Annotated in this window: 28 protein-coding genes; 23 read left to right on the forward strand and 5 right to left on the reverse strand. The window is 72.9% G+C overall.

Annotated elements, in window-relative coordinates:
- The first annotated feature begins 17 nt into the window (after nucleotides 1-17).
- The 4 genes from Cba03nite_RS08425 (at nucleotide 18) to Cba03nite_RS08440 (ending at nucleotide 4192) form a co-directional block, all read left to right on the forward strand.
- A complete protein-coding gene (locus Cba03nite_RS08425; RefSeq protein ID WP_203743784.1) occupies nucleotides 18-1226 on the forward strand; it encodes a hypothetical protein in 1209 nt (402 codons plus the stop codon).
- Between the two features lie 71 nt (nucleotides 1227-1297).
- On the forward strand, nucleotides 1298-1888 hold the full coding sequence (locus Cba03nite_RS08430; protein ID WP_203743786.1) for an antibiotic biosynthesis monooxygenase: 591 nt from the start codon (nucleotides 1298-1300) through the stop codon (nucleotides 1886-1888).
- 104 nt (nucleotides 1889-1992) lie between these two features.
- Nucleotides 1993-3078, forward strand: a complete 1086-nt coding sequence (locus tag Cba03nite_RS08435; protein ID WP_203743788.1) for a hypothetical protein — start codon at nucleotides 1993-1995, stop codon at nucleotides 3076-3078.
- 199 nt (nucleotides 3079-3277) lie between these two features.
- Entirely contained in the window at nucleotides 3278-4192 is a 915-nt protein-coding gene (locus Cba03nite_RS08440; RefSeq protein WP_239125564.1) for a CE1 family esterase, read from the forward strand.
- 273 nt (nucleotides 4193-4465) lie between these two features.
- On the opposite strand, the gene Cba03nite_RS08445 is transcribed toward Cba03nite_RS08440, so the two are convergent.
- Nucleotides 4466-5086 carry a cysteine hydrolase family protein gene (locus Cba03nite_RS08445; protein WP_203743790.1) on the reverse strand — a complete coding sequence of 207 codons (621 nt, stop codon included), beginning with the start codon at nucleotides 5084-5086 and terminating at the stop codon, nucleotides 4466-4468.
- 117 nt (nucleotides 5087-5203) lie between these two features.
- On the opposite strand from Cba03nite_RS08445, the gene Cba03nite_RS08450 reads away from it, so the two are divergent.
- Nucleotides 5204-5914: a sulfotransferase-like domain-containing protein gene (locus tag Cba03nite_RS08450; protein WP_203743792.1), complete on the forward strand. Its 711-nt coding sequence runs from the start codon at nucleotides 5204-5206 to the stop codon at nucleotides 5912-5914.
- Between the two features lie 5 nt (nucleotides 5915-5919).
- On the opposite strand, the gene Cba03nite_RS08455 is transcribed toward Cba03nite_RS08450, so the two are convergent.
- From Cba03nite_RS08455 to Cba03nite_RS08465, 3 genes are all read right to left on the reverse strand, one after another.
- Nucleotides 5920-6819: an aminotransferase class IV gene (locus Cba03nite_RS08455; protein ID WP_203743794.1), complete on the reverse strand. Its 900-nt coding sequence runs from the start codon at nucleotides 6817-6819 to the stop codon at nucleotides 5920-5922.
- 80 nt (nucleotides 6820-6899) lie between these two features.
- The gene (locus tag Cba03nite_RS08460; RefSeq protein WP_203743796.1) at nucleotides 6900-7412 is read right to left on the reverse strand and encodes a DinB family protein; all 513 of its coding nucleotides are present in this window, start codon (nucleotides 7410-7412) and stop codon (nucleotides 6900-6902) included.
- 97 nt (nucleotides 7413-7509) lie between these two features.
- Nucleotides 7510-8916 (reverse strand): hypothetical protein, encoded by a 1407-nt coding sequence (locus tag Cba03nite_RS08465; RefSeq protein ID WP_203743798.1) that lies wholly within the window; start codon nucleotides 8914-8916, stop codon nucleotides 7510-7512.
- A 200-nt stretch (nucleotides 8917-9116) separates the two neighbouring features.
- On the opposite strand from Cba03nite_RS08465, the gene Cba03nite_RS08470 reads away from it, so the two are divergent.
- From Cba03nite_RS08470 to Cba03nite_RS08550, 17 genes are all read left to right on the forward strand, one after another.
- On the forward strand, nucleotides 9117-10373 hold the full coding sequence (locus tag Cba03nite_RS08470; protein ID WP_203743800.1) for a sensor domain-containing phosphodiesterase: 1257 nt from the start codon (nucleotides 9117-9119) through the stop codon (nucleotides 10371-10373).
- 33 nt (nucleotides 10374-10406) lie between these two features.
- On the forward strand, nucleotides 10407-10838 hold the full coding sequence (locus Cba03nite_RS08475) for a hypothetical protein (RefSeq protein WP_203743802.1): 432 nt from the start codon (nucleotides 10407-10409) through the stop codon (nucleotides 10836-10838).
- An 82-nt stretch (nucleotides 10839-10920) separates the two neighbouring features.
- Complete coding sequence (locus Cba03nite_RS08480) at nucleotides 10921-11937, forward strand: fibronectin type III domain-containing protein (protein ID WP_203743804.1); 1017 nt, start codon at nucleotides 10921-10923, stop codon at nucleotides 11935-11937.
- A 135-nt stretch (nucleotides 11938-12072) separates the two neighbouring features.
- Nucleotides 12073-12357, forward strand: a complete 285-nt coding sequence (locus Cba03nite_RS08485; protein ID WP_203743806.1) for a hypothetical protein — start codon at nucleotides 12073-12075, stop codon at nucleotides 12355-12357.
- A gap of 119 nt (nucleotides 12358-12476) precedes the next feature.
- The gene (locus Cba03nite_RS08490) at nucleotides 12477-12926 is read left to right on the forward strand and encodes a hypothetical protein (RefSeq protein WP_203743808.1); all 450 of its coding nucleotides are present in this window, start codon (nucleotides 12477-12479) and stop codon (nucleotides 12924-12926) included.
- A 298-nt stretch (nucleotides 12927-13224) separates the two neighbouring features.
- On the forward strand, nucleotides 13225-15444 hold the full coding sequence (locus Cba03nite_RS08495; protein WP_203743810.1) for a sensor histidine kinase: 2220 nt from the start codon (nucleotides 13225-13227) through the stop codon (nucleotides 15442-15444).
- Entirely contained in the window at nucleotides 15438-15857 is a 420-nt protein-coding gene (locus tag Cba03nite_RS08500) for a roadblock/LC7 domain-containing protein (RefSeq protein WP_203744155.1), read from the forward strand. Before Cba03nite_RS08495 ends, Cba03nite_RS08500 begins: the two co-directional genes overlap by 7 nt.
- Nucleotides 15858-15861: 4 nt before the next feature.
- A complete protein-coding gene (locus tag Cba03nite_RS08505; protein WP_203743812.1) occupies nucleotides 15862-16224 on the forward strand; it encodes a DUF742 domain-containing protein in 363 nt (120 codons plus the stop codon).
- Nucleotides 16208-16786, forward strand: coding sequence for a GTP-binding protein (locus Cba03nite_RS08510; RefSeq protein ID WP_203743814.1), 579 nt, complete (start codon nucleotides 16208-16210; stop codon nucleotides 16784-16786). Before Cba03nite_RS08505 ends, Cba03nite_RS08510 begins: the two co-directional genes overlap by 17 nt.
- A gap of 45 nt (nucleotides 16787-16831) precedes the next feature.
- Nucleotides 16832-17830 (forward strand): tyrosine-type recombinase/integrase, encoded by a 999-nt coding sequence (locus Cba03nite_RS08515; protein ID WP_203744158.1) that lies wholly within the window; start codon nucleotides 16832-16834, stop codon nucleotides 17828-17830.
- 166 nt (nucleotides 17831-17996) lie between these two features.
- Entirely contained in the window at nucleotides 17997-19907 is a 1911-nt protein-coding gene (gene dnaK / locus Cba03nite_RS08520) for a molecular chaperone DnaK (RefSeq protein ID WP_203743816.1), read from the forward strand.
- Nucleotides 19908-19914: 7 nt separating this feature from the next.
- Nucleotides 19915-20571 carry a nucleotide exchange factor GrpE gene (locus Cba03nite_RS08525; protein WP_203743818.1) on the forward strand — a complete coding sequence of 219 codons (657 nt, stop codon included), beginning with the start codon at nucleotides 19915-19917 and terminating at the stop codon, nucleotides 20569-20571.
- Between the two features lie 3 nt (nucleotides 20572-20574).
- Nucleotides 20575-21555 carry a DnaJ C-terminal domain-containing protein gene (locus Cba03nite_RS08530; protein WP_203743820.1) on the forward strand — a complete coding sequence of 327 codons (981 nt, stop codon included), beginning with the start codon at nucleotides 20575-20577 and terminating at the stop codon, nucleotides 21553-21555.
- Nucleotides 21552-21890: a chaperone modulator CbpM gene (locus Cba03nite_RS08535; protein WP_203743823.1), complete on the forward strand. Its 339-nt coding sequence runs from the start codon at nucleotides 21552-21554 to the stop codon at nucleotides 21888-21890. Before Cba03nite_RS08530 ends, Cba03nite_RS08535 begins: the two co-directional genes overlap by 4 nt.
- Complete coding sequence (gene clpB / locus Cba03nite_RS08540; protein ID WP_203743825.1) at nucleotides 21844-24501, forward strand: ATP-dependent chaperone ClpB; 2658 nt, start codon at nucleotides 21844-21846, stop codon at nucleotides 24499-24501. The genes Cba03nite_RS08535 and clpB overlap by 47 nt, the downstream gene beginning before the upstream one ends.
- A gap of 1 nt (nucleotide 24502) precedes the next feature.
- Nucleotides 24503-24958: a thioredoxin gene (trxA, locus tag Cba03nite_RS08545; protein WP_239125565.1), complete on the forward strand. Its 456-nt coding sequence runs from the start codon at nucleotides 24503-24505 to the stop codon at nucleotides 24956-24958.
- Between the two features lie 40 nt (nucleotides 24959-24998).
- Complete coding sequence (locus Cba03nite_RS08550; RefSeq protein WP_203743827.1) at nucleotides 24999-25346, forward strand: hypothetical protein; 348 nt, start codon at nucleotides 24999-25001, stop codon at nucleotides 25344-25346.
- 4 nt (nucleotides 25347-25350) lie between these two features.
- Here Cba03nite_RS08550 and Cba03nite_RS08555 read toward each other — a convergent pair whose 3' ends face one another.
- On the reverse strand, nucleotides 25351-25548 hold the full coding sequence (locus Cba03nite_RS08555) for a hypothetical protein (protein WP_203743829.1): 198 nt from the start codon (nucleotides 25546-25548) through the stop codon (nucleotides 25351-25353).
- A gap of 73 nt (nucleotides 25549-25621) precedes the next feature.
- On the opposite strand from Cba03nite_RS08555, the gene Cba03nite_RS08560 reads away from it, so the two are divergent.
- A complete protein-coding gene (locus Cba03nite_RS08560; protein WP_203743831.1) occupies nucleotides 25622-26185 on the forward strand; it encodes a YdeI/OmpD-associated family protein in 564 nt (187 codons plus the stop codon).
- Nucleotides 26186-26247 lie beyond the last annotated feature (62 nt).

Consider the following 26247-nt stretch of genomic DNA (forward strand, 5'->3'; position numbering starts at 1 on the left):
GCCGAGGGAGCCATCCCGTGCCACCTGCACCGATCTCCGCCAGGCAAGCGCGCAGGCGGCTCGCCTGGCTGGCGGCGGCCGTGACCGGCGCGACGGTCGCCCTGGTCGAGCTGCGTCACGGTGTCAGCCCCGGCCGGGCCCTGCCGGAGGGCTGGATGATCACCGTGATCGGCGGGCTGGCGCTGCGCCCGTCCGGCGGCCGCCCGCGCCCGGTGCCGCGCCGGCTGGCGCTGCTGTCCGTCGCGGCGGCCGCCGTGCTCGCCATCGCGTTCGCGCACGGGCCAGACCCCGCCGGGTGGGACTGGCTCTACCTGACCGGCGTCGCCGCGCTGCTGGTCGGCGTCGAGGCGGCTGAGGGCATGGGCGCGCGGTTCACCGACACGCTGCGGCACCTGCTCGACAGCGGCGCGCTGCGGGCGCCCCGGCGCGAGGTGGGCGTCTTCCGGCGGACGCTGCGGCGGCGGGTGCGGCGTACCCGCCTGGTATGCGGGGCGCTGCTCGGCGGCGTCATGCTGGTCGCGTGGCTGGTCGTGGCCGCGCCGCGGCTGGGCGACTTCCTGACCCTGAACCCGGCGGTCATCGTTTTCCAGTCCCTGGCCGGGGTGGTGGCCGGCCAGTCGCTGGGCCGACTGGTCGCGTTCGGGTTCGCGTGGCGGATGCTGCACGTGGCCGACGACAGCTTCGTCATCACCCCGGGTCACCCGGACGGCGCGGCCGGAATGCGCCCGATCGGGCGTTTCTACTTCCAGCAGTCGCTGGTCGCGGCCATCCCGGCGGTGTACCTGACCGCGTGGTGGCTCGCGATCCCCGCGCTGGCCCCGGACCAGCTCGCCTGGCGGCCGGTCTACCTGGCGCTGCTCGCGGTCGCCATCGTGTTCGAGGTGCTCGTCTTCCTGCTGCCCATGCTGCGGGTGCACCGGCTGATGGCGGCCTGGCGGCGCAGGTTCGCCGCGGAGGCCGACCGGCTGTCGGCGTCGATGGGTGCGCTGCGGCAGGCACTGGTGTCGACGGCCGACGACCACGACGCACTGAGCAGCCGGCTGGCCGCCGCGGCCGACTGGTACGCCGTGCTGCAGTCCGTGCCGCGGTGGCCCGTCGACGCCGGGCTGCGGCGCTGGTTCAGCCTCAACAACCTGGGCCTGCTGATCCCGTTCCTGTCGTACGTGTTCGGCAACCCCGAGTTCTGGGACAGCGTGGGCACCGTCGTGGGCGGCCTGCGGCACTGAGCCGGTGTGACGCAGCACCGGTGTTGATCTCCGTAACAGCGCGGCGCCGCCCGGCCGTGTTGGATGGAGGCATGAGCAGCAGCGACGCCGTACCGGTGACCGTGGCGATCACCCGCCGGGCCGATCCCAGCCATGCCCGCGAGATGATCGCGTGGATGCGGGCGGGCACGACGCTGGCCGAGGAGTTCCCCGGGTTCCTCGGGGCGGGCTGGGTGCGCCCCGGCCCCGGCTCCACCGAGTGGCACATGCTCTACCGGTTCGCCGACGCCGCGGCGCTGGCCGGGTGGGAGCGCTCGGCGCAGCGGCAGTGGTGGCTGTCGTCGGCGCAGGGCATCGTCGAGCACGCCCGCACCGAGCGGCGGACCGGCATCGAGGGCTGGTTCGACCCGCCGCAGGAGCACAGCATCGAGGAGGCGCGCCCGGCCGCGCCGCCGCGCTGGAAGCAGGCGGTCACCATCTGGCTGGTGTTCTTCCCGCTCAGCCTGGCGGCCAACGCGGTCGCCTCGCGGGTGCTGGCCGGGGTGTCGCTGGTGTCGCGCACCCTGCTCATTACGCTGTGCCTCACCCCGATCATGACGTACCTGCTGCTGCCGTGGATCACCCGGCGGCTGGAGTGGTGGCTGCACGGCCGCCCCGCCCCCTGGCGCGCCGCCCGGCGCTGACCGGCCCGGACGGGCCCGGCTGGCAGATCTAGGTCTCTACATCGATACATCGCTATGCATGCGTTTAGCGTGGCGGCACCTGCCCCCTCCCCCGGAGGTATCCGATGAGACTCCGCCGTATCCTGCCGGCGCTGCTGGCGACCCTGCTCGGCGCGGGCGCCGCCCTGGTCGCGACGGCGCCCGCCCAGGCGGCCACGCCCGACCGCTGGGCGTTCGCGTTCATGGACAAGCCCCTGCCGCCCGCCGGCTACCTGATGGACCTGGCCCGGCAGTGGAAGAGCGACAACGTGCAGAACAGCACGGTCAGCCCGGGGGCGGTCGGCCGCTACCGGGTCGTCTTCCCGAACATCGCCTCCACCAACGGCGTGGCGCACGTGACCGCGGTCGCGGGCGACCCGCGCTGGTGCCAGGTGTGGAACTACTTCCCGCTGGGCGCGGACCAGATCGTCGACGTGCAGTGCTACAAGTACACGGGCGCCGTCGTCACCCAGGACTGGTCGGCGTTCACGGTCATGTACTCGACCAGCTCCGGCCTGCTCCCCGGGCCCAGCACCTACGCCTACCTGCAGGGCAAGTCGACCGGCGGCACGGTCACCTCGTACAACCCGGTGGGCGGGATCAACACCTCGGTGCACCTCGGCGTCGGCACCGGCACCTACCGGGTGTTCCTACCCGGCGTCGGGGGGACCGCGCTCGCCGGCAACCTGCAGGTGACCGCGCAGCACGGGAACAGCCCCCGCCGCTGCAAGGTCGACACCTGGCAGGTCACGCCCAACGGGGTGGACGTGGTGGTGCGCTGCTACGACCACACCGGCGCGCCCGCCGACAGCTGGTTCGACCTGACCTACCACCGCGAGCGCTCCGTGTACGGCGCGTTCAGCCCGCCGAACCACTTCGCCTACCTGTGGACACCCGGCTGGCCCGGCACGGCCAGCTACAACTCCGTGGGCTCGGTCAACAACCTCACCCCGGCCGGCGCGGGGCTGCACTACATCGAGTTCCACAAGGTCGGCGTGAAGGAGGGCCACATCCAGGTCACCGGATACAAGGGCGGCAACGAGTACTGCAACCTGCAGAACGTGTGGACCCTGTCCGGCTCGGTGGTGCTGGTCCGCAACGTGATCTGCTGGAAGGCGAGCGGCAGCCCCGCCTCGCCGCAGTCCTTCGTCAGTTACAGCTCGCGCGCCTGACCCGAACCCGGACCGGGGCAGCCACGCCGCCGCCCCGGTCCACCCCCCGTGGGCTCAGCCAAGATCGCGCTGATCTTGCGCGGACTGTGGGGACGACACGCCCAAACAGGGCATATGGGCAACAGTTCGCGCAAGATCGACGCGATCTTGGCGGGTGGGGCGGGGCAACCGCGCGGCGGGTTCGGCGCGTCCACTTTGTGTGATCGCGATTCGTCTGCGCCGGATGCCGGCGATGCTGGTGCTCACGCTGCTCGCTGCCAGCGGCTGCGAGCAGGCCGCACCGGACGCGGGACCGGGGCCCGCGCCGAGCCCCAGCGCCGCGCCGGAGCCGGTGGAGACGCCCGCGCCGGGCGATCACCGGCTGAGCACCCGGTGGAACGGCAGGGACCGCACCTTCACCGTGCACGCGCCGCCGTCGTACGACGGGACGAAGCGGCTCCCGCTGGTGGTCGTCATGCACGCGTTCCCGGGCAGCGGCGACGCGGTCGCCGAGACCAGCGCCATGAGCGCCAAGGCCGACCGCGAGGGCTTCCTTGTCCTCTACCCCGACGGCTGGTCCGGCGGCATGAACGCGCTGATCTGCTGCGGCGACGAGGACGACGTCGGCCTGATCCGGACGCTCGTCGACCGGATGGTGCGGCGCTGGAAGGCCGATCCGGCGCGGGTGTACGCGACCGGCATCTCCAACGGCGGCGACATGTCCGTGCGGCTGGCGATCGAGCTGTCCGACGTGTTCGCGGCGGTCGCCCCGGTCAGCGGCGGCATCGGCGGGCGGGCGCTGAGCGATCCGGCGTACCGACCGGCGAAACCGGTCTCGCTGGTCACCTTCATCGGCGCGCAGGACCGCTACCACGCCCAGTTCACCGCAGGCCTGGCCGCGTGGCGCGAGCGGCTGGCCTGCACCCCGGACGGGCCGCACACGATCCGGCCCGCCAAGGGGCTCACGATCGAGCGGTTCAAGTGCGGCGACGGCAGCCGGGTGCTGGTCTACGACATCGCGGCGATGGGCCACAGCTGGCCGGGCGCGAAGCAGGGCGGCATGGCCCAGCCCGACGCGCCGGTCGCCGCGACGGACGCGATGTGGGACTTCTTCAAGGCGCACACCAGAGCCTGAGCGCGGCAGGCGATCCGCGATCCCGGGCTCAGTCCAGCAGCCACATCCGCAGCTGGGCGCCGTACGGCGTCAGCAGCAGCACCGGGATCGGCCAGCCCGGCGAGGTCGCCGGTGCCGACGGCCGCCGACAGCAGCGGCAGCACCGAGCCGACGAAGACCACCGTGACGAGAGCGAACTGGAACCAGAGGATGATCCGGGCACCGCGCAGGGTGCCGGTGGCGCGGCCGTCCATCGGCGCAACGCCACGGCACGGCGGCCGCCCGCGCGGTCCCTCACGGGCCGGCCAGGACCCGCACCAGACTCGCGGTGTCGGTGATCTCGTTGGCGCAGGTGGGGCCGTTGATCTCGTGCGCGGCGTGCATCGCCTCGGCGGTGTACGCCGCGGTGGCGTCGCGGACCAGGGTGACGTGGTAGCCGTGCTCCATGCCGAACCGGGCGGTGGACTCCACGCACGTGTTGGCGAGCAGCCCGATGAGGATGATCCGGTCGAGGCCGCGCTGGGTGAGCTGCACGTCGAGGTCGGTGTTGGCGAAGCCGCTCTGCGCCCAGTGCTCGTGCAGCAGCACGTCACCGGGCTCGGGCTCGAAGTCGGGATGCCACTGCCCGCCCCAGCTGTCCGCCGCGAACAGCTGCAGCTTCGCCGCGCGCTGCAGGTACGGCGTGGCGTTGCGCCAGTTCTCGTAGTCGCCGGGCCGCCAGCGGCGGTGGCGGGAGTAAAGGACCGTGATCCCGGCGGCGCGGGCCGCGACGACGATCTCGCGCATGTGCTCGTGCAGGTGCACGGACTCGGCGACGTCCTTGAGGCGGGGCCACAGCTTGCCGCCCTCGCTCATGAAGTCGTTGTACGGGTCCGTGATGATCAAGCCGGTGCTACCGCTGTCGTACACCGCCATGCTCGCCCCCGGAAGCGCAGGTCACCCGAGCCTACGCCGGGCCGGTCCGGGGTGGGGCGGCAACGCGGGAGGTACGCTGCGGCACTGACACGGGTGCGGACGCGAGGAGGCGGCGCGATGGTGACGCGGGTGGCGATGTGGTCGGGGCCGCGCAACGTGTCCACCGCGCTGATGCGCAGCTTCGGCGCCCGGCCGGACACGGCCGTGGTCGACGAGCCGCTGTACGCGTACTACCTGGCCGCCACCGGCCTGGACCACCCGGGGCGCGACGCGGTGCTGGCGAGCCAGCCGCAGCGCTGGCAGGACGTCGCCGCGCAGCTCACCGGCCCGCTGCCGGAGGGCGTGACGGTGCACTACCAGAAGCACATGACCCACCACCTGCTGCCGGAGGTGGGCCGGGACTGGCTGAGCGCGCTCGCGAACGCGTACCTGATCCGCGACCCGGCGCACGTGGTGGCGTCGTACGCGAAGGTGCGCGGCGAGCCGACCCTGGCCGACCTGGGTTACGTCCAGCAGGCGGAGATCTTCCGGGCGCACGGCGGCCCCGTGGTGGACTCGGCCGACCTGCTGCGCGATCCGGCCGGGGTGCTGTCGAAGCTTTGCGCCGCGCTCGGCATCGCCTGGGATCCGGCGATGCTGAGCTGGGCGCCCGGCCCGCGCGACACCGACGGCGTGTGGGCGCCGCACTGGTACGCCTCGGTCGAGGCGTCGACCGGCTTCGCCGCGTACGACCCCGCCCCGGCCCGGGTGCCCGACCGGCTGCGCCACCTCGTCGAGGCCGCGCAGCCGTACTACGCCGAGCTGCACGCCCACCGCGTCACCGCCTGAGGCGGCTACAGCACCTGCGTGCCCGAGCTGCGCGCGTGGGCCTGGTAGACCTCGGCGAGCTGCTTGGTCACGGGGCCGATGTTCCCGTCGCCGAGCACCCGGCCGTCGAGCTGGGTGACGCCGGCGATCTCGCCCATGGTGCCGGTGCAGAACACCTCGTCGGCGGAGTACATCTCGGCCAGGGAGATGTCGCGCACCTCGACGTCGAGCCCGGCCTGCGCGGCGAGGGTGAGCACGGTGGCCCGGGTGATGCCCTCCGGGCAGGCGACCGTGCGCGGGGTGGCCAGCACGCCGCCGATCATCGCGAACAGGTGGGTGGCGTTGGTCTCGGCGACGAAGCCCCGCCCGTCGAGCATGAGCGCGTCGTCGGCCCCGGCGAGGGTCGCCTCCATCTTCGCCAGGATCGAGTTGATCAGGTTGTTGTGGTGGATCTTCGGGTCGAGCACGTCCGGGCCGGGCCGGCGCACGCTGGAGGTGGCCAGCTTGAGCCCCGTGGTGTCGTACACCGGCGCCTTGTGCTCGGCCAGCACGATCAGGGTGCAGCCGGCCTGGTTGAGGCGCGGGTCCATACCGCTGGTGATCTTGACGCCGCGGGTCAGGGTGAGCCGCAGGTGCACGCCGTCGCTCATGTCGTTGGCGCGCAGCGTCTCGGTGATCGCCGCGGTGATGTCGGCGTCGGACGGCACGGCGGCGAAGCCGAGCGCGGCGGCCGAGCGGCGCAGCCGGGCCAGGTGCGCGTCCAGCGCGAAGATCCGGCCGTGGTAGAGGCGCAGGCCCTCCCAGACCGCGTCGCCGCCCTGCACCACCGAGTCGAACGGGGAGATCCCCGGCTCGTCCCGGTGGCGCAGGACGCCGTTGACCCAGTACCGCAGGTCGGCGTTGCGGGCGTCGTAGCGCTGAAGCATGGCTGATCTCCTCGTGACGTCGGCGCCCCAAGGAGATCACGCGCTGCCCGGCCGGGCCTGCACCGGGGCCCGGGCGGGCGTCAGCCCATCGTCTTCTGGCCGTCGAGCGTCTCGCGGATGATGTCGGCGTGCCCGGCGTGCTGGGACGTCTCGGCGATGATGTGCAGCAGCACCCGGCGCACCGACCAGGCCGCGCCCTGCTCGAACCAGGGCGCCTCCGGCAGCGGGTGCGCGGTGTCCAGGTCGAGCGTGGCCACCAGCTCGTCGGTGTGCCGAGCGACCTCCTCGTATGCCTTCAGCAGGCTCTCGACGGTCTCCCCCGGGACCATCCGGAACCCGTCGGCCCAGTCGTTCTCGCCGTCGGCGCCGCTCATCGCCGACGCGCCCTCGACCGCGAAGCGCGCCCACTGCCGCTCGGTCAGCGTCACGTGCTTGATCAGCCCGCCCACGCTGAGCGCGCTCGTGGTCGGGGTCGCGGACGCCTGCTCGTCGGTCAGCCCCTGCGCGGTGAAGCGCAGGAAGTAGCGGTGCTTGGCCAGCGTCTCCAGCAGGTCGGCGCGCTCGCGGGTCAGGGTCTTCGCGGACACGGACATGGTGCATCCCCCATCGATCGGTTGATTCCCCCACACCGTAGGCCGCTGGTCTGACATTCCGCCGTATTGCGGACGGCCCGGCCGGTCCGGCGGCGGGTCAGCCGCTCAGCGGCAGCACCCGGGCGATGCGGATCGAGGAGCTGCCCGAGCCCGCCGCCGGGTAGGCGGCGCTGCCGTCCGGGTACGGCTTGAACGCCTGGTAGTCGTGGTCCCTGACGCCGATGGTGAACCGGCCGCCCACGGCTTTGCCGCCGGCCGTGTCGTACACCTGGGCGGCGATCGACGAGCCCGACGCCCAGGCCAGCAGCATCCGGCCCGGCCCGTAGGCCACCAGGTGCGGATGCGACGAGCGCACCCCGGTCCGCACGGTCGCGTCGGCGCGGCCGGTGGTGAAGCGCTCCAGCCGCACCTGCCCGCCCTGGCTCCACGCCGTCCAGTAGCCCTTCTGCGCGGCCAGCACCAGGTCGCCGCCGAACAGGGCGCCGTCGCAGGTCCCGGCGGCCACCGTCCGGTACGGGTCGGGCTGCGCGATACGGCAGCCGTTGTCGGTCGCGCAGACCATCACGAACCGGCTGACGCGCGGGTCCCACACGATGCGGGTGGTCCAGCTGTGGCTGCACCCGACCTCGAACGCGTCCCGGTGCCGGGAGACCAGGTCGCCCTCGGCGTCGACCACCTGCATCCGGTCGCCCTCGTGGATGTCCACGCAGTTGCCGTTGCGGACGGTGATGGCCACGCCGAAGTACGCCGCGTAGTTCCTCCCGTCGGTGGCCAGCCGCCCGTGGTGCTGGTACCACCAGACGAACCGGGCGCCGTCGTCGTAGCCCCGGCGGCCGCCGCCCAGGTTGGTGACCTGCCGCTCCCACACCTGGCGGCCCGTGGTGTCGAAGCGGATCATGTGCATCGTGTTGCACGGGCTGGACGAGCCGCCGCACAGCGGGCCGCTGCCGCACTCGCCGCGCCGGGTGACCAGCAGCACCCCGCCCGTCGCGTCGGCGTGCACGTCCTGCAGGTCGATGCCGGCGAAGCTGGTGGGGGTCCCGACCAGACGGTCCGCGCAGTCGAGCCGTCCCAGGTGGACGCGTTTGTCGGTGCCCAGCCAGGCCAGCCAGGAGCCGCCGTTCGGGTCGGCCGCCAGGGCCATCGGCAGCGGTTCGGTGTCGCCCTCGCGGCCGTAGCCGACCACCCGCGTACCGAGCTTGACCTCGGTGACCCGCACCGCCGGGGCGGGTGCGGCGGGCCTGGCGCAGCCGCCCACGGCCGACGGTGAGGGCGCGGCCGAGGCGGACGCGGTCACCGCCGCCGACGCGGAGGCCGTGCCGGTGGCCTGAGCGGACGGGACCTCGGGGTCGGCCGCGCCGGCCGTCAGGGCGGTCAGGGAGAACGCGGCGGCCACGCTCAGCGCCGTGACGGCGGCGACGCCCCCGACGATGAACAGGACACGGCGCTGCCGGGACATGCGGCTGCGGTGACGCCCCGACCGGGGCGGCACGGTGAGACTCATCGGTATGTTGCCCTTCCTCGCAGGGTGACGGCGGAACGGCGATCGGGGCAGAGGGCCGAGGATGTCACACCCCCACCAGGCGTGCCAGTTGCCGAGGTGAGAGGCGCGTGGGGCGTCCGGCACGACTACCATCGGAGGCTGACGGATCGTTTTGTGCACTCAGCGAGGTCCCGTTCGAGGCGGCGATGTCTATGCCCGCTGTGAATGACGATTTCAGCGCTTTGCTGGCAGATCGGGAGGTTTACCCCGTTTTCCAGCCGATCGTCTCGCTCCGTGATGAGCAGACGGTCGGGTACGAGGCGCTCGCACGCGGTCCGGCCGACAGCCTGTACCACGCGCCGCTGGCTCTGTTCGCCGAGGCGGAACGCCGCGGGGTGCTGGCGGAGCTGGACTGGGTGTGCGGCATCAACGCCTGCGCCCGATTCCTCGACTCGGGCGTGCGCGACGTGCCGCTGTTCCTCAATGTGGATCCGGCGACCTTCGGCACCCCGTGCCCCATCGATCTGCTGCCCACCTACCAGCACGCGCTGCAGGAGCTGAACCTGGTTCTCGAGATCACCGAGCGCCGGGCCGGGGATCCCGCGGCGATCCTGCACGCGGTCACCTCGTTCCGGCAGCGGGGTGGGCGGATCGCGATCGACGACGTCGGCGTCAACCCGTTCAGCCTCAACATGATCTCGGTACTGGCGCCCGACGTGATCAAGCTGGACCGCAGCATCACGCAGAGCCGAGTGCCCGGGTGGGCCCGCACCTTCGTGATCAACTCAGTGTGCGCGGAGGCGGCCGCCACCGGCGCCGCGGTGCTCTGCGAGGGCATCGAGACCCCGGAGGACCTGGAGGCGGCCCGCGCGATGGGCGCGACGTTCGGCCAGGGCTGGCTCTTCGGCAAGCCCGGCCCGCTGCCCGCCGTCGAGGTGCCGCTGTCGGCCGAGGCGCTCCCCCGGGTCGACCCCTACCCTGTCTGCGCGACCACCCCGTTCTCGGTGGCGGGCGAGCGGGCGCGCGCACTGCGCATGAGCCGGCGCATGCTGACTCCGATGTGTGCGCTGCTGGAGGACATGGCCCTGCACACCGACGCGGTCCGGCTGCTGCTGGCCGCGGCCCCCGCCAGCACGCCGTTCTCCGAGCAGGACTGGATGACGTACTCCCACATCGCCCAGCGCGGGGTCGCCGTGGCCGTGCTGGGGCAGGAGTCACCCGCTCCGCTGGGTGCCGGGGTGCACGTGGTGCCGCTGCCGGAGGACGATCCGCTGCAGGAGGAGCGGGCCCTGATCGCCGTGGGCAGCTACTTCGCCGCCGCGCTGATCGCCCGGCAGGCCGAGCCGGAGCGGCACCCGCTCGACGGCGAGACGCAGCTCTACGATGCGGTGCTGACCTACGATCGCCGGCTCGTCATCGAGGCGCTGCACACGCTCGTCGGGCGGCTCAACTCGCTGCCGGTCGACATCGCGGGGTGAGCCGCGCGACGACCCCGACGAAAGGGGACGGCCGTGCCGCCCGCCTATCTGCGCTACTACCGGCCGCACACCCACGCCGAGGTGGGCGGCGAGATCACCGAACCGGCCGAGGTCGAGCGCCTGGGTGACCTGGCGCTGGCCGAGCACGCCGCGGCAGGGGTCGGCTACCTGCCTGGGCTCACGTTGTGGCGGGACGCCGACACCCCCGAGGACTCGCTGGGCATCTGCGTGGCGGCCGACGGGTGGGCGCTGATCCATACCGACGACGACCTGTTCCAGCAGGTGACCCGCGGAGGCCGGGCGCCCGACGGGACCAGGCGCCGGGTGGCCTGGGACGACTTCCTAACCGTCCCCACCGCCTGCTTCCTCGACCGGGGTCAGGCCGTCGCCGCAATACGGCTGTGGTGGCGCGGCGGCGACGTGCGCGGCTCCGGCCTGTTCTCAAACGACCTCGACACGGCCTGACCGCCGAACCATTGACAGGCGCGGATCGCCGCCGTTACTGTGCGTCGCAATTAGACAGGAAACCTTACAGTATGGAGTGATCATGCGGCGCCTCGTCCTCCTCGCCGTGCTGGCCGCGGCGACCGCCGTCGCCCTGCCCTCCCCGGCCCACGCCGGCGCGGGCGGCCTCGCCGCGAACGGCTCCTTCGAACAGGCCCGCTACCCCGAGCACACCACGGTGTCGGCCTGGGACTGTGAGCCCGGCACCGGCCAGGCCGGCCCGGCCCGCACCGGCGCACGCTCGCTCACCGGGACGCCGACCGAGACCTCCCTGGCCCGCTGCGCGCAGACCGTGCCGGTGCAGCCGGGCGCGAGCTACACGCTGACCGCCTGGGTGCGCGGCGGATACGCCTTCCTCGGCCACGACCACGGTGTCGCCTGGACCCCGCCCAGCGGCGCCTGGACCCAGCTGTCGACCACGTTCACGGCCACCGCCGACACCGTGCGGATCTACCTGCACGGCTGGTACGCGCAGGACGCGTACCAGGCCGACGACGTCGTGCTGAGCGGCCCGGACAGCACCGTGCGCGTGCCTGCGGCGCCCGCGATGCCGCTGCCGGACGAGACGACCAGCCACTCGGTCCGGCTGAGCTGGATCGAGTCGCCGGGCGCGGCCGCCTACCGGATCTACCGTGACGGGGTCCTCCTGCGCTCGGTCACCACCGCGAGCGAGGTGGTCGACGGGCTCACCCCGGGCACGGGATACTCCTTCCACGTCACCGCGGTGAACCGGGCCGGCGAATCCCAGCCCACCGCCCCGGTGGCGGTCAACACGATGGCGGCGCAGAGCCAGGTGCCCCCGGCCACCCGGTCGCTGGTGGCCTCGGCGCAGGCGTACCAGGCATGGCTGGCCTGGGAGGCGGTGCAGACCGCGACCGACGGCTACCGGATCTACCGCGACGGGCAGCTCGTCGGCTGGTCCTACGGGCCCGCGTTCACGGCCACCGGGCTGCGGCACGGCACGCTCTACACGTTCCAGGTCACCGCGCTCAACTCGGCGGGCGAGTCGGTGCGCTCGGCGCCGGTCCAGGTGATGACGTGGCAGGTGCCCGGCGCGTGAGGCGCTCGCGCCGACGCAGCGCATCCGGTCCATCGCAGCACGTCACAGGTCTCGCGTTGTCGCCTGCGCGGCACTAACCTCCACCGAATGACTATCTCGGGTCGACGGTTGGCCGTACTGGTGCACGCTCTCCTGGTGCTTCCGCTGGTCGTGGTGTTCGTCGTGGTCGGATCCGGGGTGATCTCCGGAGGCTCGTCCCTCGGAACCGTGGTGCTCAGCCTGCCGGTGCTGCTGGCGGGCGCGCCGTGGTCGGTGCTGACGGCGCAGTTCGCCGAAGGGGCTTCACCGGGTGTGGTGGAGTTCCTGGTCGCGTTCCCGGCGGTGCTCAATCTCGGCCTGCACCTGGCCGTCAGCGAGCACTTCGCCCGCCGCCGAGCGGCCGCGGAGGCCGCCGAGGAAGCGGCCGTCGCGCGACGCTGACGGTCGCGGCCACGGCCGCACCAGCTCGCCCCGGTGGTCTCGTCCGCCGGGGCGAGCGCCGTTTCGGCAGCCTCCGATCACGACCGGCGCCTGTCGGGCTCCCGCTTTACGATGCCGCGATGAGCGACCACCCCACCGATGACTGGACCCCGCCGCAGCGGCCCGCCTGCACCTGCCCCGAGCACGTCGACGAGCTGCACGAGCTGGTCGTGCCGAGCGTCCCGCCGCACCACCTGCCGCCGATGACGGTGCGCGAGCTGCGCGACACCGGCGACTTCAGCGTGAAGCCGCTGCCCGAGGGAGAGCGGCGCTGGACCGTTCACGACGACGCCGGCGATGTGACCGGGGTGGACGTCTTCCACTGGGTGCTGTGGGCGGGCGACGCGGCACGCTGCTTCTACGACGACGACGCCGAGTTGGCGCTGGACGACTCGCTGCGCGCGCGGGGCGGGATCGCGCAGGTGGCATGGATGGACCGCGAGGTCGTCTACATCGGCGCGCCCACCATGTGCGCGGACGGGGTGCTGGCCGCCGCAGCCCGTGCGCTGCTCGACCCGCGGGTGCGCTGACCGCGCCACGGCCGCCGGGAGCGGCCGGCGGCAGGCCGATCGGCGCGCCGCGAGCCGGTGATCGGGCAGGCGCGGATCGGCCTCACGGGCAGCTTTGGCGGCGTCGCACCGGGAGTGCGATCGGCGCGGATACGGCGTTGTTAGAACGGGCCGGCGGTGTCGGCGACACCGTGCGCACCCCGTCACGCCCCGGCCTCCCCCGGGGCGTGAGCAACGACCGCACGTGCCGCTGACCCCTCGCAGAGCGGAAGCCATGACCCGACCACGCAATCCCCGGCTCCGGAACAAGATCGTCGCTGTGCTCGCCTCCCTGGTGGCGCTGTGGGCGTTCGCCGCGTACGTCACCGTCGCCGAGGGCGTGAACCTGGTCTGGCTGGCCGCGCTGGAGCAGCAGGTCGCCAAGCCGGCCGAGGCGCTGATCGCGGCGGTCCAGGAGGAGCGGCGCGAGTCGGTGACCTACGCGGCGGCGGGCGCCACCGCCGACCGTGCCCCGCTGGAGGCCGCGCGAGCCGCGACCGACGCCGCGCAGCAGCGCCTGCGCACCGCGCTGGACAGCACCATCGGGCAGTGGTCGACCAGCGAGGCCAGCGACGTGCGCCACGCCGAGCTGCTGCGCGCGCTAAACGGGCTGCCGGACAAGCGCCGGCAGCTGGACCAGGGCAGGCTGGACCGGGTCGGGGCCGGCGCCTACTTCACCGGCCTGGCGCAGCTCGGCTTCGACGTGTACGACACGTACACCGCCTGGGACGACTCCGAGGTCATCTTCCACACCTCCACGCTGGTGCTGCTCACGCACGCGCAGGAGATGGTGTCCCGGCAGGACGCGGTGCTGTCCGGGGTGCTCGCCGCGAACCTGTTCACCGACGCCGACCGGACCACGTTCACCGAGCTGGTCGGTGCGCAGCGCTACCTGTCCACCCAGGTCGCCGAGCGGCTGCCGCAGCCGGACCGGGCCGACTACACCCGGCTGCTGAACAGCCCGGCGATGCTGGCCCTGCAGACGCTGCAGGGCCAGGTGATGCGGGCCGTCCCGGGCACGGCCCCGCTGACGGGACCCGCTCAGTGGCGCGACGCGGTCACCGCCGCCATCGACGCGCTGCGCACGATGGTGCTGGACCTGGCCGACCGGACGGTGGTCCGGTTCCGGCCAAAGGCGATCGGCATCCTGGTACGCCTGGTGCTGGCCGCCGGGCTGGGGCTGATCGCGGTCATCCTGTCGATCCGGTTCACCATCCGGGCGCTGCGCTCGCTGCAGGAGCAGCTGGCCGAGCTGAAGGCGGCGGCGCTGGAGCTGGCGCACGAGCGCCTGCCGCGGGTGGTGACGCGCCTGCGCGACGGGGAGGAGGTGGACGTCGGCGAGGCCGCGCCGCCGCTGGCCTTCGGCGACGACGACATCGGGCTGGTCGGCCAGGCGTTCGACGTGGTGCGGCAGACGGCCGTGCAGGCCGCGGTGGACCAGGCCGAGCTGCGCCGCGGGGTACGCGACGTGTTCCTCAGCCTGGCCCACCGCATCCAGGCGCTGGTGCACCGGCAGCTGAAGCTGATCGACGCCATGGAGCGGCAGGCCGCCACCGACGAGGAGCTGGCCAAGCTGTTCCAGATCGACCACCTGGCCACCCGGATGCGGCGCAACGCGGAGAACCTGGTGGTGCTGTCGGGCGTGCCGGCGAGCCGGACCTACCGGGCGACGGTGCCGATGGTCGACGTGCTGCGCGCGGCGCTGGCCGAGGTCGAGGACTACCCGCGGGTGCGGCTGCGAGCGGCAGAGCCGGCCGCGCTCGCGGGTCACGCGGCGGGTGACGTCATCCACCTGCTGGCCGAGCTGATGGAGAACGCGGTGCAGTTCTCCCCGCCGCACACCGACGTGCACGTGCTGGGGCGGGCGGTGCCGGGCGGCTACCTGGTCGAGATCGAGGACCGCGGGCTGGGCATGGCCGACGACGCGCTGGAGGAGTCGAACCTCCGGCTGGCCGAGCCGCCCGAGTTCCAGCTCACCGGCGCGGCGCGGCTCGGCTTCTTCGTCGTCGGCCGGCTGGCCCGGCGCCACCGGCTCGCGGTGCGGCTGCGGCGCTCGGCGTACGACGGGGTGACCGCGGCGGTGACCATCCCGGCGGAGCTGGTGTCGCGCTCCGCGCCCGAGGTCGGCGACCGGCCCCGGGAGCGGCTGCTGGCCGCGGTGGCGGGCGCGACCGCGGTGAGCCCGGAGGTGCGCGAGCCGGCCGACGACGGCGCGACCGCCGTACCCGCGGCCGCCACCGGCCAGGACGGCGACGACACGAAGTACACGCCGGTGGGGCTGCCGTGGCGGGAGAAGCGGCCGAAGCGGGCCGTGCCGCGACCCCGCGACCTGTCCGATGCCGAGCGGCTGCCCGCCGAGCCGCAGCCCTACCCGAACGGCCGCGAGCCGCGCGAGGTCAGCCGGATGCTGGCCGCATACGTCGACGAGGCGCACCGCGCCCGCGGCGAGGCCGGGCGCACAGACCTGTCCACCACGCACGGAGAAGGACGAGCATCGTGACGGAGAAGACGGCAGCGTCGGCCGACCTCGCCTGGCTGGTCGACGACCTGGTCCACCGGGTCGTGGAGGCGAGGTACGCCATCATCCTGTCCACGGACGGGCTGCTCATCGCCACCTCGAAGGGGCTGGGCAAGGCCGACGCGGAGCACCTGGCCGCCGCGGCGGCGGGGCTGAGCAGCCTGGCCCGGGGCGCCGGGCGGCACTTCGGGGACAGCGTGGTGCGCCGCACCATGATCGAGTTCGGGACGGGCTACCTGTTCGTGACCTCGGCCGGCAACGGCGCGTGCCTGGCCGTGGTGTGCGGCAGCGACATCGACGTGGGTGTGGCCGCGTACGAGATGGAGATGCTGGTGGTCCGGGTGGGCCAGTACATCACCACGCCCGTCCGCCAGCCGGCCGGGGCGCAGGGCTGAGCGGATGGAGTCCAGCCAGGAGTGGCCCGACGCGGGCCCGGTGGTGCGGCCGTACGCGATGACGTCGGGCCGCACCACCCCCGTGCGCGGCGCCTTCGACCTGATCTCGATCGTGATGGCGACCCGGCCGCCCGAGCCGGACGACGACGGCCTGCAACCGGAGCTCGCGCAAATCCTGCGCCTGAGCCGGCAGCCGGTGTCCGTGGCCGAGCTGGCCGCCGAGCTGGACCTGCCCGCCGGCACGGTCATGGTGCTGCTCGGCGACCTGCTGGCGCAGCAGCTCATCGTCACCCGATCCCCCACTCCGGCCCGTGGTGTGGCGAGCCGGCCCGTTCTCGAGGCGGTCATCAATGGACTCAGTGGTTAGCGACACCGTGCCGGTGGTGCTGCCCACCGCGGTGAAGATCCTGATCGCGGGCCACTTCGGCGTGGGCAAGACGACCATGGTCGGCACGGTGAGCGAGACCAGGCCGCTGCGCACCGAGGAGGTGCTGACCGACGCGGGCATCGGGGTCGACGACCTGTCCGGGGTGGAGGGCAAGACGCACACCACCGTGGCGATGGACTTCGGGCGCATCACCATCAGCCGCGACCTGGTGCTCTACCTGTTCGGCACGCCGGGCCAGGACCGGTTCTCGTTCCTGTGGGACGAGCTGTCGGCGGGCGCGATCGGCGCGGTGGTGCTGGCCGACACGCGCCGGCTGAAGGACAGCTTCGCCTGCATCGACTACTTCGAGGACCGGGAGACGCCGTTCATCGTCGCGGTGAACTGCTTCGACGGCGGCGAGCGCTTCCAGCCGGCCGACGTGCAGCTGGCGCTGAACCTGGACCCGGGGGTGCCGGTGGTGCTGTGCGACGCCCGGGACCAGGTCTCGTCGCGGCGGGTGCTGGTCGCGCTGCTGCAGCACGTGCTGTCGCTGCCGGTGTGAGAGGTGGCGCGGCCCGCATTGTCGGGCCGCGCCGATAAGCTGTCGATCGTGAACGGTGAGATCGTGATCCCGGCGCAGGGCGGCGCGCTCGCCGCGCCGCAGGAGTTCGTCGACTTCACCGAGGCGTGGCTGAACAACCGGCGGCTGTCGGCCAACACCCGCGAGGCGTATCGCCGCGACGTCAACGGTTACCTGGCCTGGTGCGCCGAGCACGGCGTCGAGCCGCTGCGGGCCCGCTTCACCCACGTCAACGAGTACGGGCGCTGGCTGGAGTCGTGCGTGGACGCGCGCACGGGGCGCACCCTGGCGCCCACCACCGTCGCCCGTAAGCTGTCCGGCCTGTCCAGCTGGTATGAGTTCCTGCACAAGCTGGAGGTCATCCCGGTCAACCCGGTGACCGGCGCGGACCGGCCCAGCGTGCACCGCGACCACTCGGCCACCGTGGGCATGAGCCCGGCCGAGGTGGACGCGCTGCTGCGCGCCGCGGCCGAGGACTCCGCCCGGCACCACGCGCTGCTCACCCTGCTGGCCGACCTCGGCCTGCGCGTCGGCGAGGCGGTCAAGCTGGACCTGGCCGACCTGGGCCACGAGCGCGGGCACCGTACGGTCCGCTTCTCCGGTAAGGGCGGCAAGCCGCGCCGCCGCGCCCTGGCCCCTGGCACCGCCGCAGCGCTCGACGGCTATCTGCAGGAGCGCGCCGACCGGGCCGGGGTGAGCGTCGCGGACCTGTCCGGGCCGGTGTTCGTCTCCGACACCGGCAAGCCGGTGGACCGGGTGGCCGTGTTCCGGCTGGTGCGCCGCCTGGCCGAGCGGGCGGGCATCCCGAGCGCCGCGCACCTGTCGCCGCACTCGCTGCGGCACGCGTTCGCGACCACGGCCCGCAGCGAGGGCGTGCCGCTGGAGGACGTGCAGGACGCGATGGGCCACGCCGACCCGCGCACCACCCGCCGCTACGACCGCGACCGGCACAACCTGGACCGCGACCCGTCGTACGCGATCTGGGCCGCCCGCGCGCGCCGTGGCGCCGGGTCCGGCGGGCACTGAACAGCAGGTACGGGCACATCCAGCGGCCAGCTCCGCTAGATTGATGTGAGTCCGATTTATGTGCAGATAACGGACCTTCAGGTGGCGTGCCCCGGGTAGGCAGCCCGGTGGTGAGCGTCCCCGCGCAGGGGACCGCGCCGGAGACGGCCGACGTCGGGAGCTGGGCATGGCCAAGGCAGTGGGTATCGATCTGGGCACCACGAACTCCGTGATCGCGGTCTTCGAGGGCGGCCAGCCGACCGTCATCCAGAACGCGGAGGGCTCGCGCACCACCCCGTCGGTGGTGGCGTTCACCGACGCCGGTGAGCGGCTCGTCGGGCAGCTCGCCCGGCGCCAGGCGATCCTGAACCCCAAGGGCACCATCTATTCGGCCAAGCGCTTCATCGGCCGGCACTTCGACGAGATCAGCGAGGAGGCCAAGGCCGTCGCGTTCGACGTGGTCCCGGGCCCGGACGGCCTGGTCCGCTTCGACGTGAAGGGCAAGCTGTACTCACCGGAGGAGATCAGCGCGCAGGTGCTGCGCAAGCTGGCCGACGACGCGTCGAAGTTCCTCGGCGAGAAGGTCACCCAGGCGGTGATCACCGTGCCGGCGTACTTCAACGACGCGCAGCGCACCGCCACCAAGGACGCGGGCCGCATCGCCGGGCTGGAGGTGCTGCGGATCATCAACGAGCCGACCGCGGCGGCCCTGGCCTACGGCCTGGACAAGAAGGGCCACGAGACGGTCCTGGTGTTCGACCTGGGCGGCGGCACCTTCGACGTGAGCATCCTCGACGTCGGCGACGGCGTGGTCGAGGTACGCGCCACCGCCGGTGACTCCCACCTGGGCGGCGACGACTTCGACCGGCGCCTGGTCGACTTCCTCGCCGGGGAGTTCAAGAACGAGCAGGGCATCGACCTGCGCAGCGACCCGCAGGCGCTGCAGCGGCTGTTCGAGGCCGCCGAGAAGGCCAAGGTCGAGCTGTCCTCGGTCACCCAGACACAGGTCAGCCTGCCGTTCGTCACCGCGGACGCGTCCGGGCCCAAGCACCTGACCACGACGATCACCCGCTCGAAGTTCGAGGAGCTGACCAAGGACCTGGTGCAGCGCTGCCTCGGCCCGGTCGAGCAGGCGATGGCCGACGCGAAGGTGACCGCCAACGACCTCGACGAGGTGATCCTGGTCGGCGGCTCGACCCGCATCCCGGCGGTGCAGGCGCTGGTACGGCGGCTGACCGGCGGCAAGGACCCGAACATGAGCGTCAACCCGGACGAGGTCGTCGCGATGGGCGCGGCCATCCAGGCCGGGGTGCTGACCGGCGAGGGCCCGGACGTGCTGCTGCTGGACGTCACGCCGCTGTCGCTGGGCCTGGAGACGCTCGGCGGCCGGATGACCAAGGTCATCGAGCGCAACACCACCATCCCGGCCCGGCGCGCCGAGACGTTCAGCACCGCCGAGGACAACCAGCCCGCCGTCGACATCCACGTGCTGCAGGGTGAGCGCGAGCTGGCCTCGGACAACCGGACGCTGGGCAAGTTCCGGCTGGAGAACATCCGGCCCGCGCCGCGCGGGGTGCCGCAGATCGACGTCACGTTCGACGTGGACGCCAACGGCATCCTCAACGTGTCCGCCAAGGACAAGGAGACCAACGCCGAGCAGCAGATCACCATCACCGACAGCGGCAACCTGGACCGCTCGGAGGTCGAGCGGATGGTGTCCGACGCCGAGTCGCACCGCGCGGACGACGCGAAGATGCGCCAGCTCATCGACGCCCGCAACGAGCTGGAGTCGCTGACGTACCAGGTCGAGCAGCGGCTGGGCGAGCTGGGCGAATCCGCGCCCGCGCACGAGAAGGCCCGCGCGGAACTGCTCGTGAACGACGCCCGGCAGGCGCTGAAGGAGAACGCGCCGATGGACCGGCTGCGCTCGCTCACCAGCGACCTGCAGCAGGTCGCCCAGGGCCTGATGGCCCGGCCGTCGGGACCGCCGCCCGGTGGTGGCGAGCCCGGCCAGGGCGCGCAGCCGGGCCAGGGCGCCGGGGCCCGCACCGGCCAGGGCGACGACGACGTCATCGACGCCGAGTTCTCGCCGAGCTGACCCGGCCATGGCACACCACCCGCACGGGGGCTCGGGTCCGCAGGCCGACACCGAGCCCGGGCAGGAGCAGCCGCACACGCCCCGGCACAGCGCCGACCCGCCCGGACCGGTCGCCATGGACCCGGCCGAGCTGGACGGTCCGGCCGGCCATGCCGGGCAGGCCACCGCCGAGGAACCCGCCGATGCCACACCCGGCGCGGCTCCGGTGGCGGCGGGCGCGGCGGCCGCCGGGCCGGACACGGCGGAGCTGGAGGCGCGGCTGCGCCGGGCGCTGGCCGACCTCGACAACATGCGCAAGCGGTACGAGCGCCAGGTCGCCTTCGAACGGGAGAACGAGCGGGCCCGGGTGGCTTCGGTGTTCCTGCCGGTCATCGACAACCTCGACCTGGCGCTGGCGCACGCCGACAGCGACCCGGCCGCGGTCGTCGACGGGGTGCGCGCCGTACGTGACCAGGCGGTGAGCACGCTGGGCACGCTGGGCTTCCCGCGCCGGGAGGACGCCGGGGTGCCGTTCGACCCGGTCTGGCACGAGGCGGTCAGCGTGGTGCCCGGCACCGGCGAGCCGGACGGCACCGTGCTCCAGGTGATCCGGCCCGGCTACGGCGAGTCCGACCGGCAGCTGCGCCCGGCCACCGTGGTGGTCGCGGGCAACACCCAGGGGTGAGCGGTGGCGCGTGACTTCTACGAGGTGCTCGGGGTCGGGCGGGGCGCGTCCGCCGACGAGATCCAGCAGGCGTTCCGCAAGCTGGCCCGCAAGTACCACCCGGACGTGAACAAGAGCCCGGACGCCGAGGACCGGTTCAAGGAGATCAACGAGGCGTACCAGGTGCTGCACGACCCGAAGACGCGCGCCCGCTACGACCGCTTCGGCGAGGACTTCCGGAGGATCCCCGAGGGGTACGACGAGATGGCCGGCGCCGGGGCGGGCGGCTTCCGCGGCCGGAGCGGCGGGCGTGGCGGCTTCCCCGGCGGGGGCTTCCCCGGCGGCGGGTTCCGGGGCGGCGAGCAGGGCGAGCCGTTCACGTGGAGCTACGACGGCGGCGACGTCGACCTGGAGGACCTGTTCGGCGGCATGTTCGGCGCGCGCGGTGGCCGGGGCGCCGGCCCGATCGCGGGCGCCGACCAGGAGGCGGAGCTGCCGCTGACGGTCGAGGAGGCGTACCGGGGCGGGCAGCGCAGCATCACGCTGTCCGGGGCCGAGGGCCCGCGCAGCTACGACGTGAACATCCCGGCGGGCGTCACCGACGGCCAGCGCATCCGGCTGGCCGGGCAGGGCGGCCGCGGGCGCGGCAACGCCCAGCCCGGCGACCTCTACCTGGTGGTACGCCTGCAGCCCGACGCGCGCTACCGGGTCGAGGGCCGCGACATCCACGCCACGCTGCGGATCAGCCCGGCCGAGGCGGCGCTCGGCGCGACCGTGCCGCTGTGCACGCCCGGCGGCGAGACGAAGGTGACCGTGCCGCCGGGCACCTCCAGCGGCCGCCGCCTGCGCCTGCGCGGGCAGGGCATGCCGCACCGGCGCGGCGAGCCCGGCGACCTGTTCGCCGAGGTCCGCATCGTGGTGCCGGGCACCCTGAGCGACCGCGAGCGCGAACTCTACGAACAGCTGGCGCAGGTGTCCGACTTCGACCCGAGGAGCAGCCGATGACCACGGTGTACGCGCTCGCGGTCCCGGCCCGGCTCAGCCTGGACCGGTTCGCCCGCCAGTCGAACCTGCACCCCGTCATGGTGCGCCGCTACGTGGCACTCGGCCTGCTCGACTGCACCCGCGACGCGGCCGGGGAGCTGTGGTTCTCCCCCGCCGCGGTGCGCCGGGTGGCCCGGGTGCAGCGGCTGCACACCGACCTGTCCCTGAACTACACGGCGATCGGGCTGGTCATGGACCTGCTGGATCGCGTCGACGAGCTCGAGTCCGCATTGCGAAGGAGCCAGGCCCGTGGATATGAACCGGCTGACCCAGAAGTCCCAGGAAGCGCTGCATGACGCGCAGACGATAGCGCTGCGGCTGGGGCACACCGAGGTCGACGGCGAGCATCTGCTGGCCGCGCTGCTCGACCAGCCCGACGGGATCGTGCCCCGGCTGGTCGAGCAGATGGGCGCCGACCCGCGCCGCCTGCGCGCCGAGGTGGAGACCGACCTGGCGCGGATGCCGAAGGTCAGCGGGCCGGGCGCGCAGCCGGGCCAGGTGTTCGTGACGCAGCGGCTGTCGCGGGTGCTGGACACCGCCGAGCGGGAGGCCAGGCGGCTCAAGGACGAGTACGTCTCGACCGAGCACCTGCTGCTGGCGCTGGCCGAGGAGGGCTCGGCGAGCGCGGCGGGGCGGCGGCTGAAGGAGAACGGGGTCACCCGCGAGGCGTTCCTGTCCGCGCTGACCCAGATCCGGGGCAACCAGCGGGTCACCTCCGCGATGCCCGAGGTGACCTACGAGGCGCTGGAGAAGTACGGCCGGGACCTGGTCGCCGACGCCCGCGCCAACAAGCTCGACCCGGTCATCGGCCGCGACGCCGAGATCCGGCGCGTCATCCAGATCCTGTCCCGCAAGTCCAAGAACAACCCGGTGCTGATCGGCGACCCTGGTGTGGGCAAGACCGCCATCGTGGAGGGCCTGGCGCAGCGGATCGTCCGCGGTGACGTGCCCGAGGGCCTGCGCGACAAGACCGTGTTCGCCCTGGACATGGGCTCGCTGATCGCGGGCGCGAAGTATCGCGGCGAGTTCGAGGAGCGGCTCAAGGCCGTGCTGAACGAGGTCCGCGCCGCCGAGGGCCGCATCCTGCTGTTCGTCGACGAGCTGCACACCGTCGTCGGCGCGGGCGGCGGCAGCGAGGGCGCGATGGACGCGGGCAACATGCTCAAGCCGATGCTGGCCCGCGGCGAGCTGCACATGATCGGCGCGACCACCGTCGACGAGTACCGCAAGCACATCGAGAAGGACGCCGCGCTGGCCCGCCGCTTCCAGCAGGTGCTGGTCGACGAGCCGACGGTCGAGGACACCATCTCGATCCTGCGTGGCCTGCGCGAGCGCCTGGAGGTCTTCCACGGCGTGAAGATCCAGGACTCGGCGCTGGTGGCAGCGGCGACCCTGTCGCACCGGTACATCACCGACCGGTTCCTGCCCGACAAGGCGATCGACCTGGTGGACGAGGCCTGTGCGCGGCTGCGTACCGAGATCGACTCGATGCCCGCCGAGCTGGACGAGGTCACCCGCCGGGTGATGCGGCTGGAGATCGAGGAGGCGGCGCTGTCGAAGGAGACCGACCCGGCGAGCCTGGCCCGGCTGGACCAGCTGCGCCGGGAGCTGGCCGATCTGAAGGCCGAGTCGGACGCCAAGCGGGCCCAGTGGGAGAGCGAGCGCCAGGCCATCCGGCGCGTGCAGGACTTGCGCGGGGAGCTGGAACGGGTGCGCCGCGAGGCCGAGGAGGCCGAGCGGGCGTACGACCTCAACCGCGCCGCGGAGCTGCGCTACGGCCGCATCGCCGACCTGGAGCGGCGGCTGGCCGCCGAGGAGGAAAAGCTCGCCTCCCGCCAGGAGGGCCGGGGCCTGCTGCGCGAGGTCGTGACCGAGGACGAGATCGCCGAGATCGTGTCGGCGTGGACGGGCATCCCGGTGTCCCGCCTGCAGGAGGGCGAACGGCAGAAGCTGCTGCGCCTCGACGAGATCCTGCACGAGCGCGTCATCGGCCAGGACGAGGCCGTCCAGGTGGTGGCCGACGCGATCATCCGGGCCCGCTCGGGCATCAAGGACCCGCGCCGGCCGATCGGGTCGTTCATCTTCCTGGGCCCGACCGGTGTCGGCAAGACCGAACTGGCCAAGGCGCTCGCGGCGGCGCTGTTCGACTCCGAGGACAACATCGTCCGCCTCGACATGAGCGAGTACCAGGAACGCCACACCGTCAGCCGCCTGGTCGGGGCCCCGCCCGGCTACGTCGGCTACGAGGAGGGCGGGCAGCTCACCGAGGCGGTGCGCCGCAAGCCGTACTCGGTGGTGCTGTTCGACGAGATCGAGAAGGCCCACACCGACGTGTTCAACACGCTGCTGCAGGTGCTCGACGACGGCCGCATCACCGACTCGCAGGGCCGCACCGTCGACTTCCGCAACACCGTCATCATCATGACCTCCAACATCGGCGCCGAGCACCTGCTGGAGGGGTCCGGCGCGGACATCTCCGAGCAGGCGCGGGCCCGGGTCATGGCCGAGCTGCGCGGGCACTTCCGGCCCGAGTTCCTCAACCGCGTCGACGACATCGTGCTGTTCCACCGGCTGACCCTGCCGCAGATCGAGAAGATCGTCGACCTGCAGTTCGCGGACCTGCGCCGGCGATTGGGCGAGCGCCGGATCAGCCTGGACCTCACTGAGGACGCCCGCAAGCTCATCGCCGAGCACGGCTTCGACCCGGTGTACGGCGCCCGGCCGCTGCGCCGCTTCATCGCGCACGAGGTCGAAACCCGCATCGGGCGCGCCATCATCGCCGGTGACCTGCGCGAGGACGCGGTGATCCACGTGGGCGTGCGCGACGGCGAGTTGGACGTTACCTTCGACGCGGCACCCGAGGCGGCGCAGCCGAGGGCCGAAGCGGGCGCGGCCATAGGAGTTTGACATGACACAGGCATCACAGACGTCCAGGTCGGACCTGGTCGGCTGCCCGCACTGCGGCAAGCGCAACCGGATCAGCGCGGCGGCCCGCGGGGTGGCCCGCTGCGGCAGCTGCCGCGGCCTGCTGCCGTGGCTGACCGAGGCCACCGACGCCGACTTCGACGCCGTCGCCGTGCAGTCGTCGCTGCCCGTGCTACTGGACCTGTGGGCGCCGTGGTGCGGGCCGTGTCGCATGGTCGCGCCCGGCGTGGAGCGCGCGGCGCAGCAGTTCGCGGGGAGGCTCAAGGTCGTGAAGGTCAACGTGGACCACTCGCCGAACACGGCCGCCCGCTACCAGGCCCAGTCCATCCCGCTGCTGCTGGTCCTCCAGGACGGCGAGGTGGTCGCGCGCCAGCTCGGCGCCGTCCCCCCGGACGCGCTGCTGCGCTGGGTCGAGGGCGCCCTGCCGCCCGCGAAGTGACACCCCCTCGATGAACCGAGTCGACGGAGGAGCGCCGATCATGACGAACGACGAGGTGGCCCGCAACCTGCAGACCATGGACGAACTCGACTTCCGGGCCTGGAACGGCGCCGACTGGCACGGTTCGTTCGCCCGGTGCCACACCGACGACGTGGTCGTCGAGCTGCACGGGCAGCCGCGCACCCACGGCATCGACGAGCACATCGACGCCATGAAGGCGATCGTCGACTCCGCTGGCGGAACCCCGCCTCAGGTCGCGTCCCACCCGATCGCGTTCGGGTCGGGCGAGTGGACCTGCGTGGTCGGCGAGTTCGAGGACGGCCGGCGCATGGTCACCATCGCGAAGTGGCGCGACGGGGCCATCGCCGAGGAGCACATCTGGCTGTAGCCGGCTACGGGGCCGGGGGGCGCCGGCGCAGGCCGTACCAGACCAGCGCGAGGCCGCCGAGCGCGGTCACCGGGCCGATCACCGCCCAGATCGGCTGCCCGTTCATGCCGCCGGACTGGCCGAGCAGGTTCAGGCCCTGCAGCGTCCAGACGATCCCGGACAGCACGAGCAGCACTCCTACGACGAGCCACACCCAGCGCATAACCACTCCACCTCGCCGCCGATCCGGCGCTCATGGTCGCACGAATGTCGGGCATCGCGCATAGGGTCACGCTGTGGAGATCTTGGACTTCGAGAGCGCCGAGCAGTGGGAGGCCTGGCTGGCCGAGCATCACGGCAGCCCGGACGGCGCGTGGCTGAAGGTGCGCAAGAAGAACGCGAAGCGGCCGACCATCACCGTGATCGAGGCGGCAGAGGTCGGGCTCTGCTACGGCTGGATCGACAGCGTCCGCAAGTCCTACGACGCCGACCACTTCCTGCAGCGGTACTCCCGCCGCAGGCCGGGCAGCCCGTGGTCGAAGGTCAACGTGGAGCGGATGGAGGCGCTGATGGCCGCGGGCCGCGCCCGCGGCCCGGGTCTGGCCGAGGTGGCGGCGGCCAAGGCCGACGGCCGGTGGGACGCGGCCTACGTTGCGCAGCGCGACGCGACCGTCCCACCCGACCTGGCCGCCGCGCTGGCCGCCGACCGCGCGGCGCGGGAGTTCTTCGAGCAGCTCGGCAAGACCGAGCAGTATCTCGTCATGCTGCCGCTGCTGAAGGCCACCACACCCGAGATCCGCGCTACCCGCCTGCGCAAGGCGCTCGACGACCTCACCTCCGGCCGCCGCCCACGCCCCTGACCGGCACGCTCGCACTGCACGGTCGCACCTGGGCACCCGTGATCGAGGCTCCCACCTGGAAC

The organism is Catellatospora bangladeshensis, assembly GCF_016862575.1.
GTDB classification, from domain to species: domain Bacteria; phylum Actinomycetota; class Actinomycetes; order Mycobacteriales; family Micromonosporaceae; genus Catellatospora; species Catellatospora bangladeshensis.

Coding starts and splice junctions, on each gene's coding strand:
- Cba03nite_RS08430 (WP_203743786.1), top strand. CDS start 1,298: ATGAGCAGCAGCGACGCCGTACCGGTGACCGTGGCGATCACCCGCCGG.
- Cba03nite_RS08435 (WP_203743788.1), top strand. CDS start 1,993: ATGAGACTCCGCCGTATCCTGCCGGCGCTGCTGGCGACCCTGCTCGGC.
- Cba03nite_RS08445 (WP_203743790.1), bottom strand. CDS start 5,086: ATGGCGGTGTACGACAGCGGTAGCACCGGCTTGATCATCACGGACCCG.
- Cba03nite_RS08450 (WP_203743792.1), top strand. CDS start 5,204: ATGGTGACGCGGGTGGCGATGTGGTCGGGGCCGCGCAACGTGTCCACC.
- Cba03nite_RS08455 (WP_203743794.1), bottom strand. CDS start 6,819: ATGCTTCAGCGCTACGACGCCCGCAACGCCGACCTGCGGTACTGGGTC.
- Cba03nite_RS08460 (WP_203743796.1), bottom strand. CDS start 7,412: ATGTCCGTGTCCGCGAAGACCCTGACCCGCGAGCGCGCCGACCTGCTG.
- Cba03nite_RS08465 (WP_203743798.1), bottom strand. CDS start 8,916: ATGAGTCTCACCGTGCCGCCCCGGTCGGGGCGTCACCGCAGCCGCATG.
- Cba03nite_RS08480 (WP_203743804.1), top strand. CDS start 10,921: ATGCGGCGCCTCGTCCTCCTCGCCGTGCTGGCCGCGGCGACCGCCGTC.
- Cba03nite_RS08490 (WP_203743808.1), top strand. CDS start 12,477: ATGAGCGACCACCCCACCGATGACTGGACCCCGCCGCAGCGGCCCGCC.
- Cba03nite_RS08505 (WP_203743812.1), top strand. CDS start 15,862: ATGGAGTCCAGCCAGGAGTGGCCCGACGCGGGCCCGGTGGTGCGGCCG.
- Cba03nite_RS08510 (WP_203743814.1), top strand. CDS start 16,208: ATGGACTCAGTGGTTAGCGACACCGTGCCGGTGGTGCTGCCCACCGCG.
- dnaK (WP_203743816.1), top strand. CDS start 17,997: ATGGCCAAGGCAGTGGGTATCGATCTGGGCACCACGAACTCCGTGATC.
- Cba03nite_RS08525 (WP_203743818.1), top strand. CDS start 19,915: ATGGCACACCACCCGCACGGGGGCTCGGGTCCGCAGGCCGACACCGAG.
- Cba03nite_RS08535 (WP_203743823.1), top strand. CDS start 21,552: ATGACCACGGTGTACGCGCTCGCGGTCCCGGCCCGGCTCAGCCTGGAC.
- trxA (WP_239125565.1), top strand. CDS start 24,503: ATGACACAGGCATCACAGACGTCCAGGTCGGACCTGGTCGGCTGCCCG.
- Cba03nite_RS08550 (WP_203743827.1), top strand. CDS start 24,999: ATGACGAACGACGAGGTGGCCCGCAACCTGCAGACCATGGACGAACTC.
- Cba03nite_RS08555 (WP_203743829.1), bottom strand. CDS start 25,548: ATGCGCTGGGTGTGGCTCGTCGTAGGAGTGCTGCTCGTGCTGTCCGGG.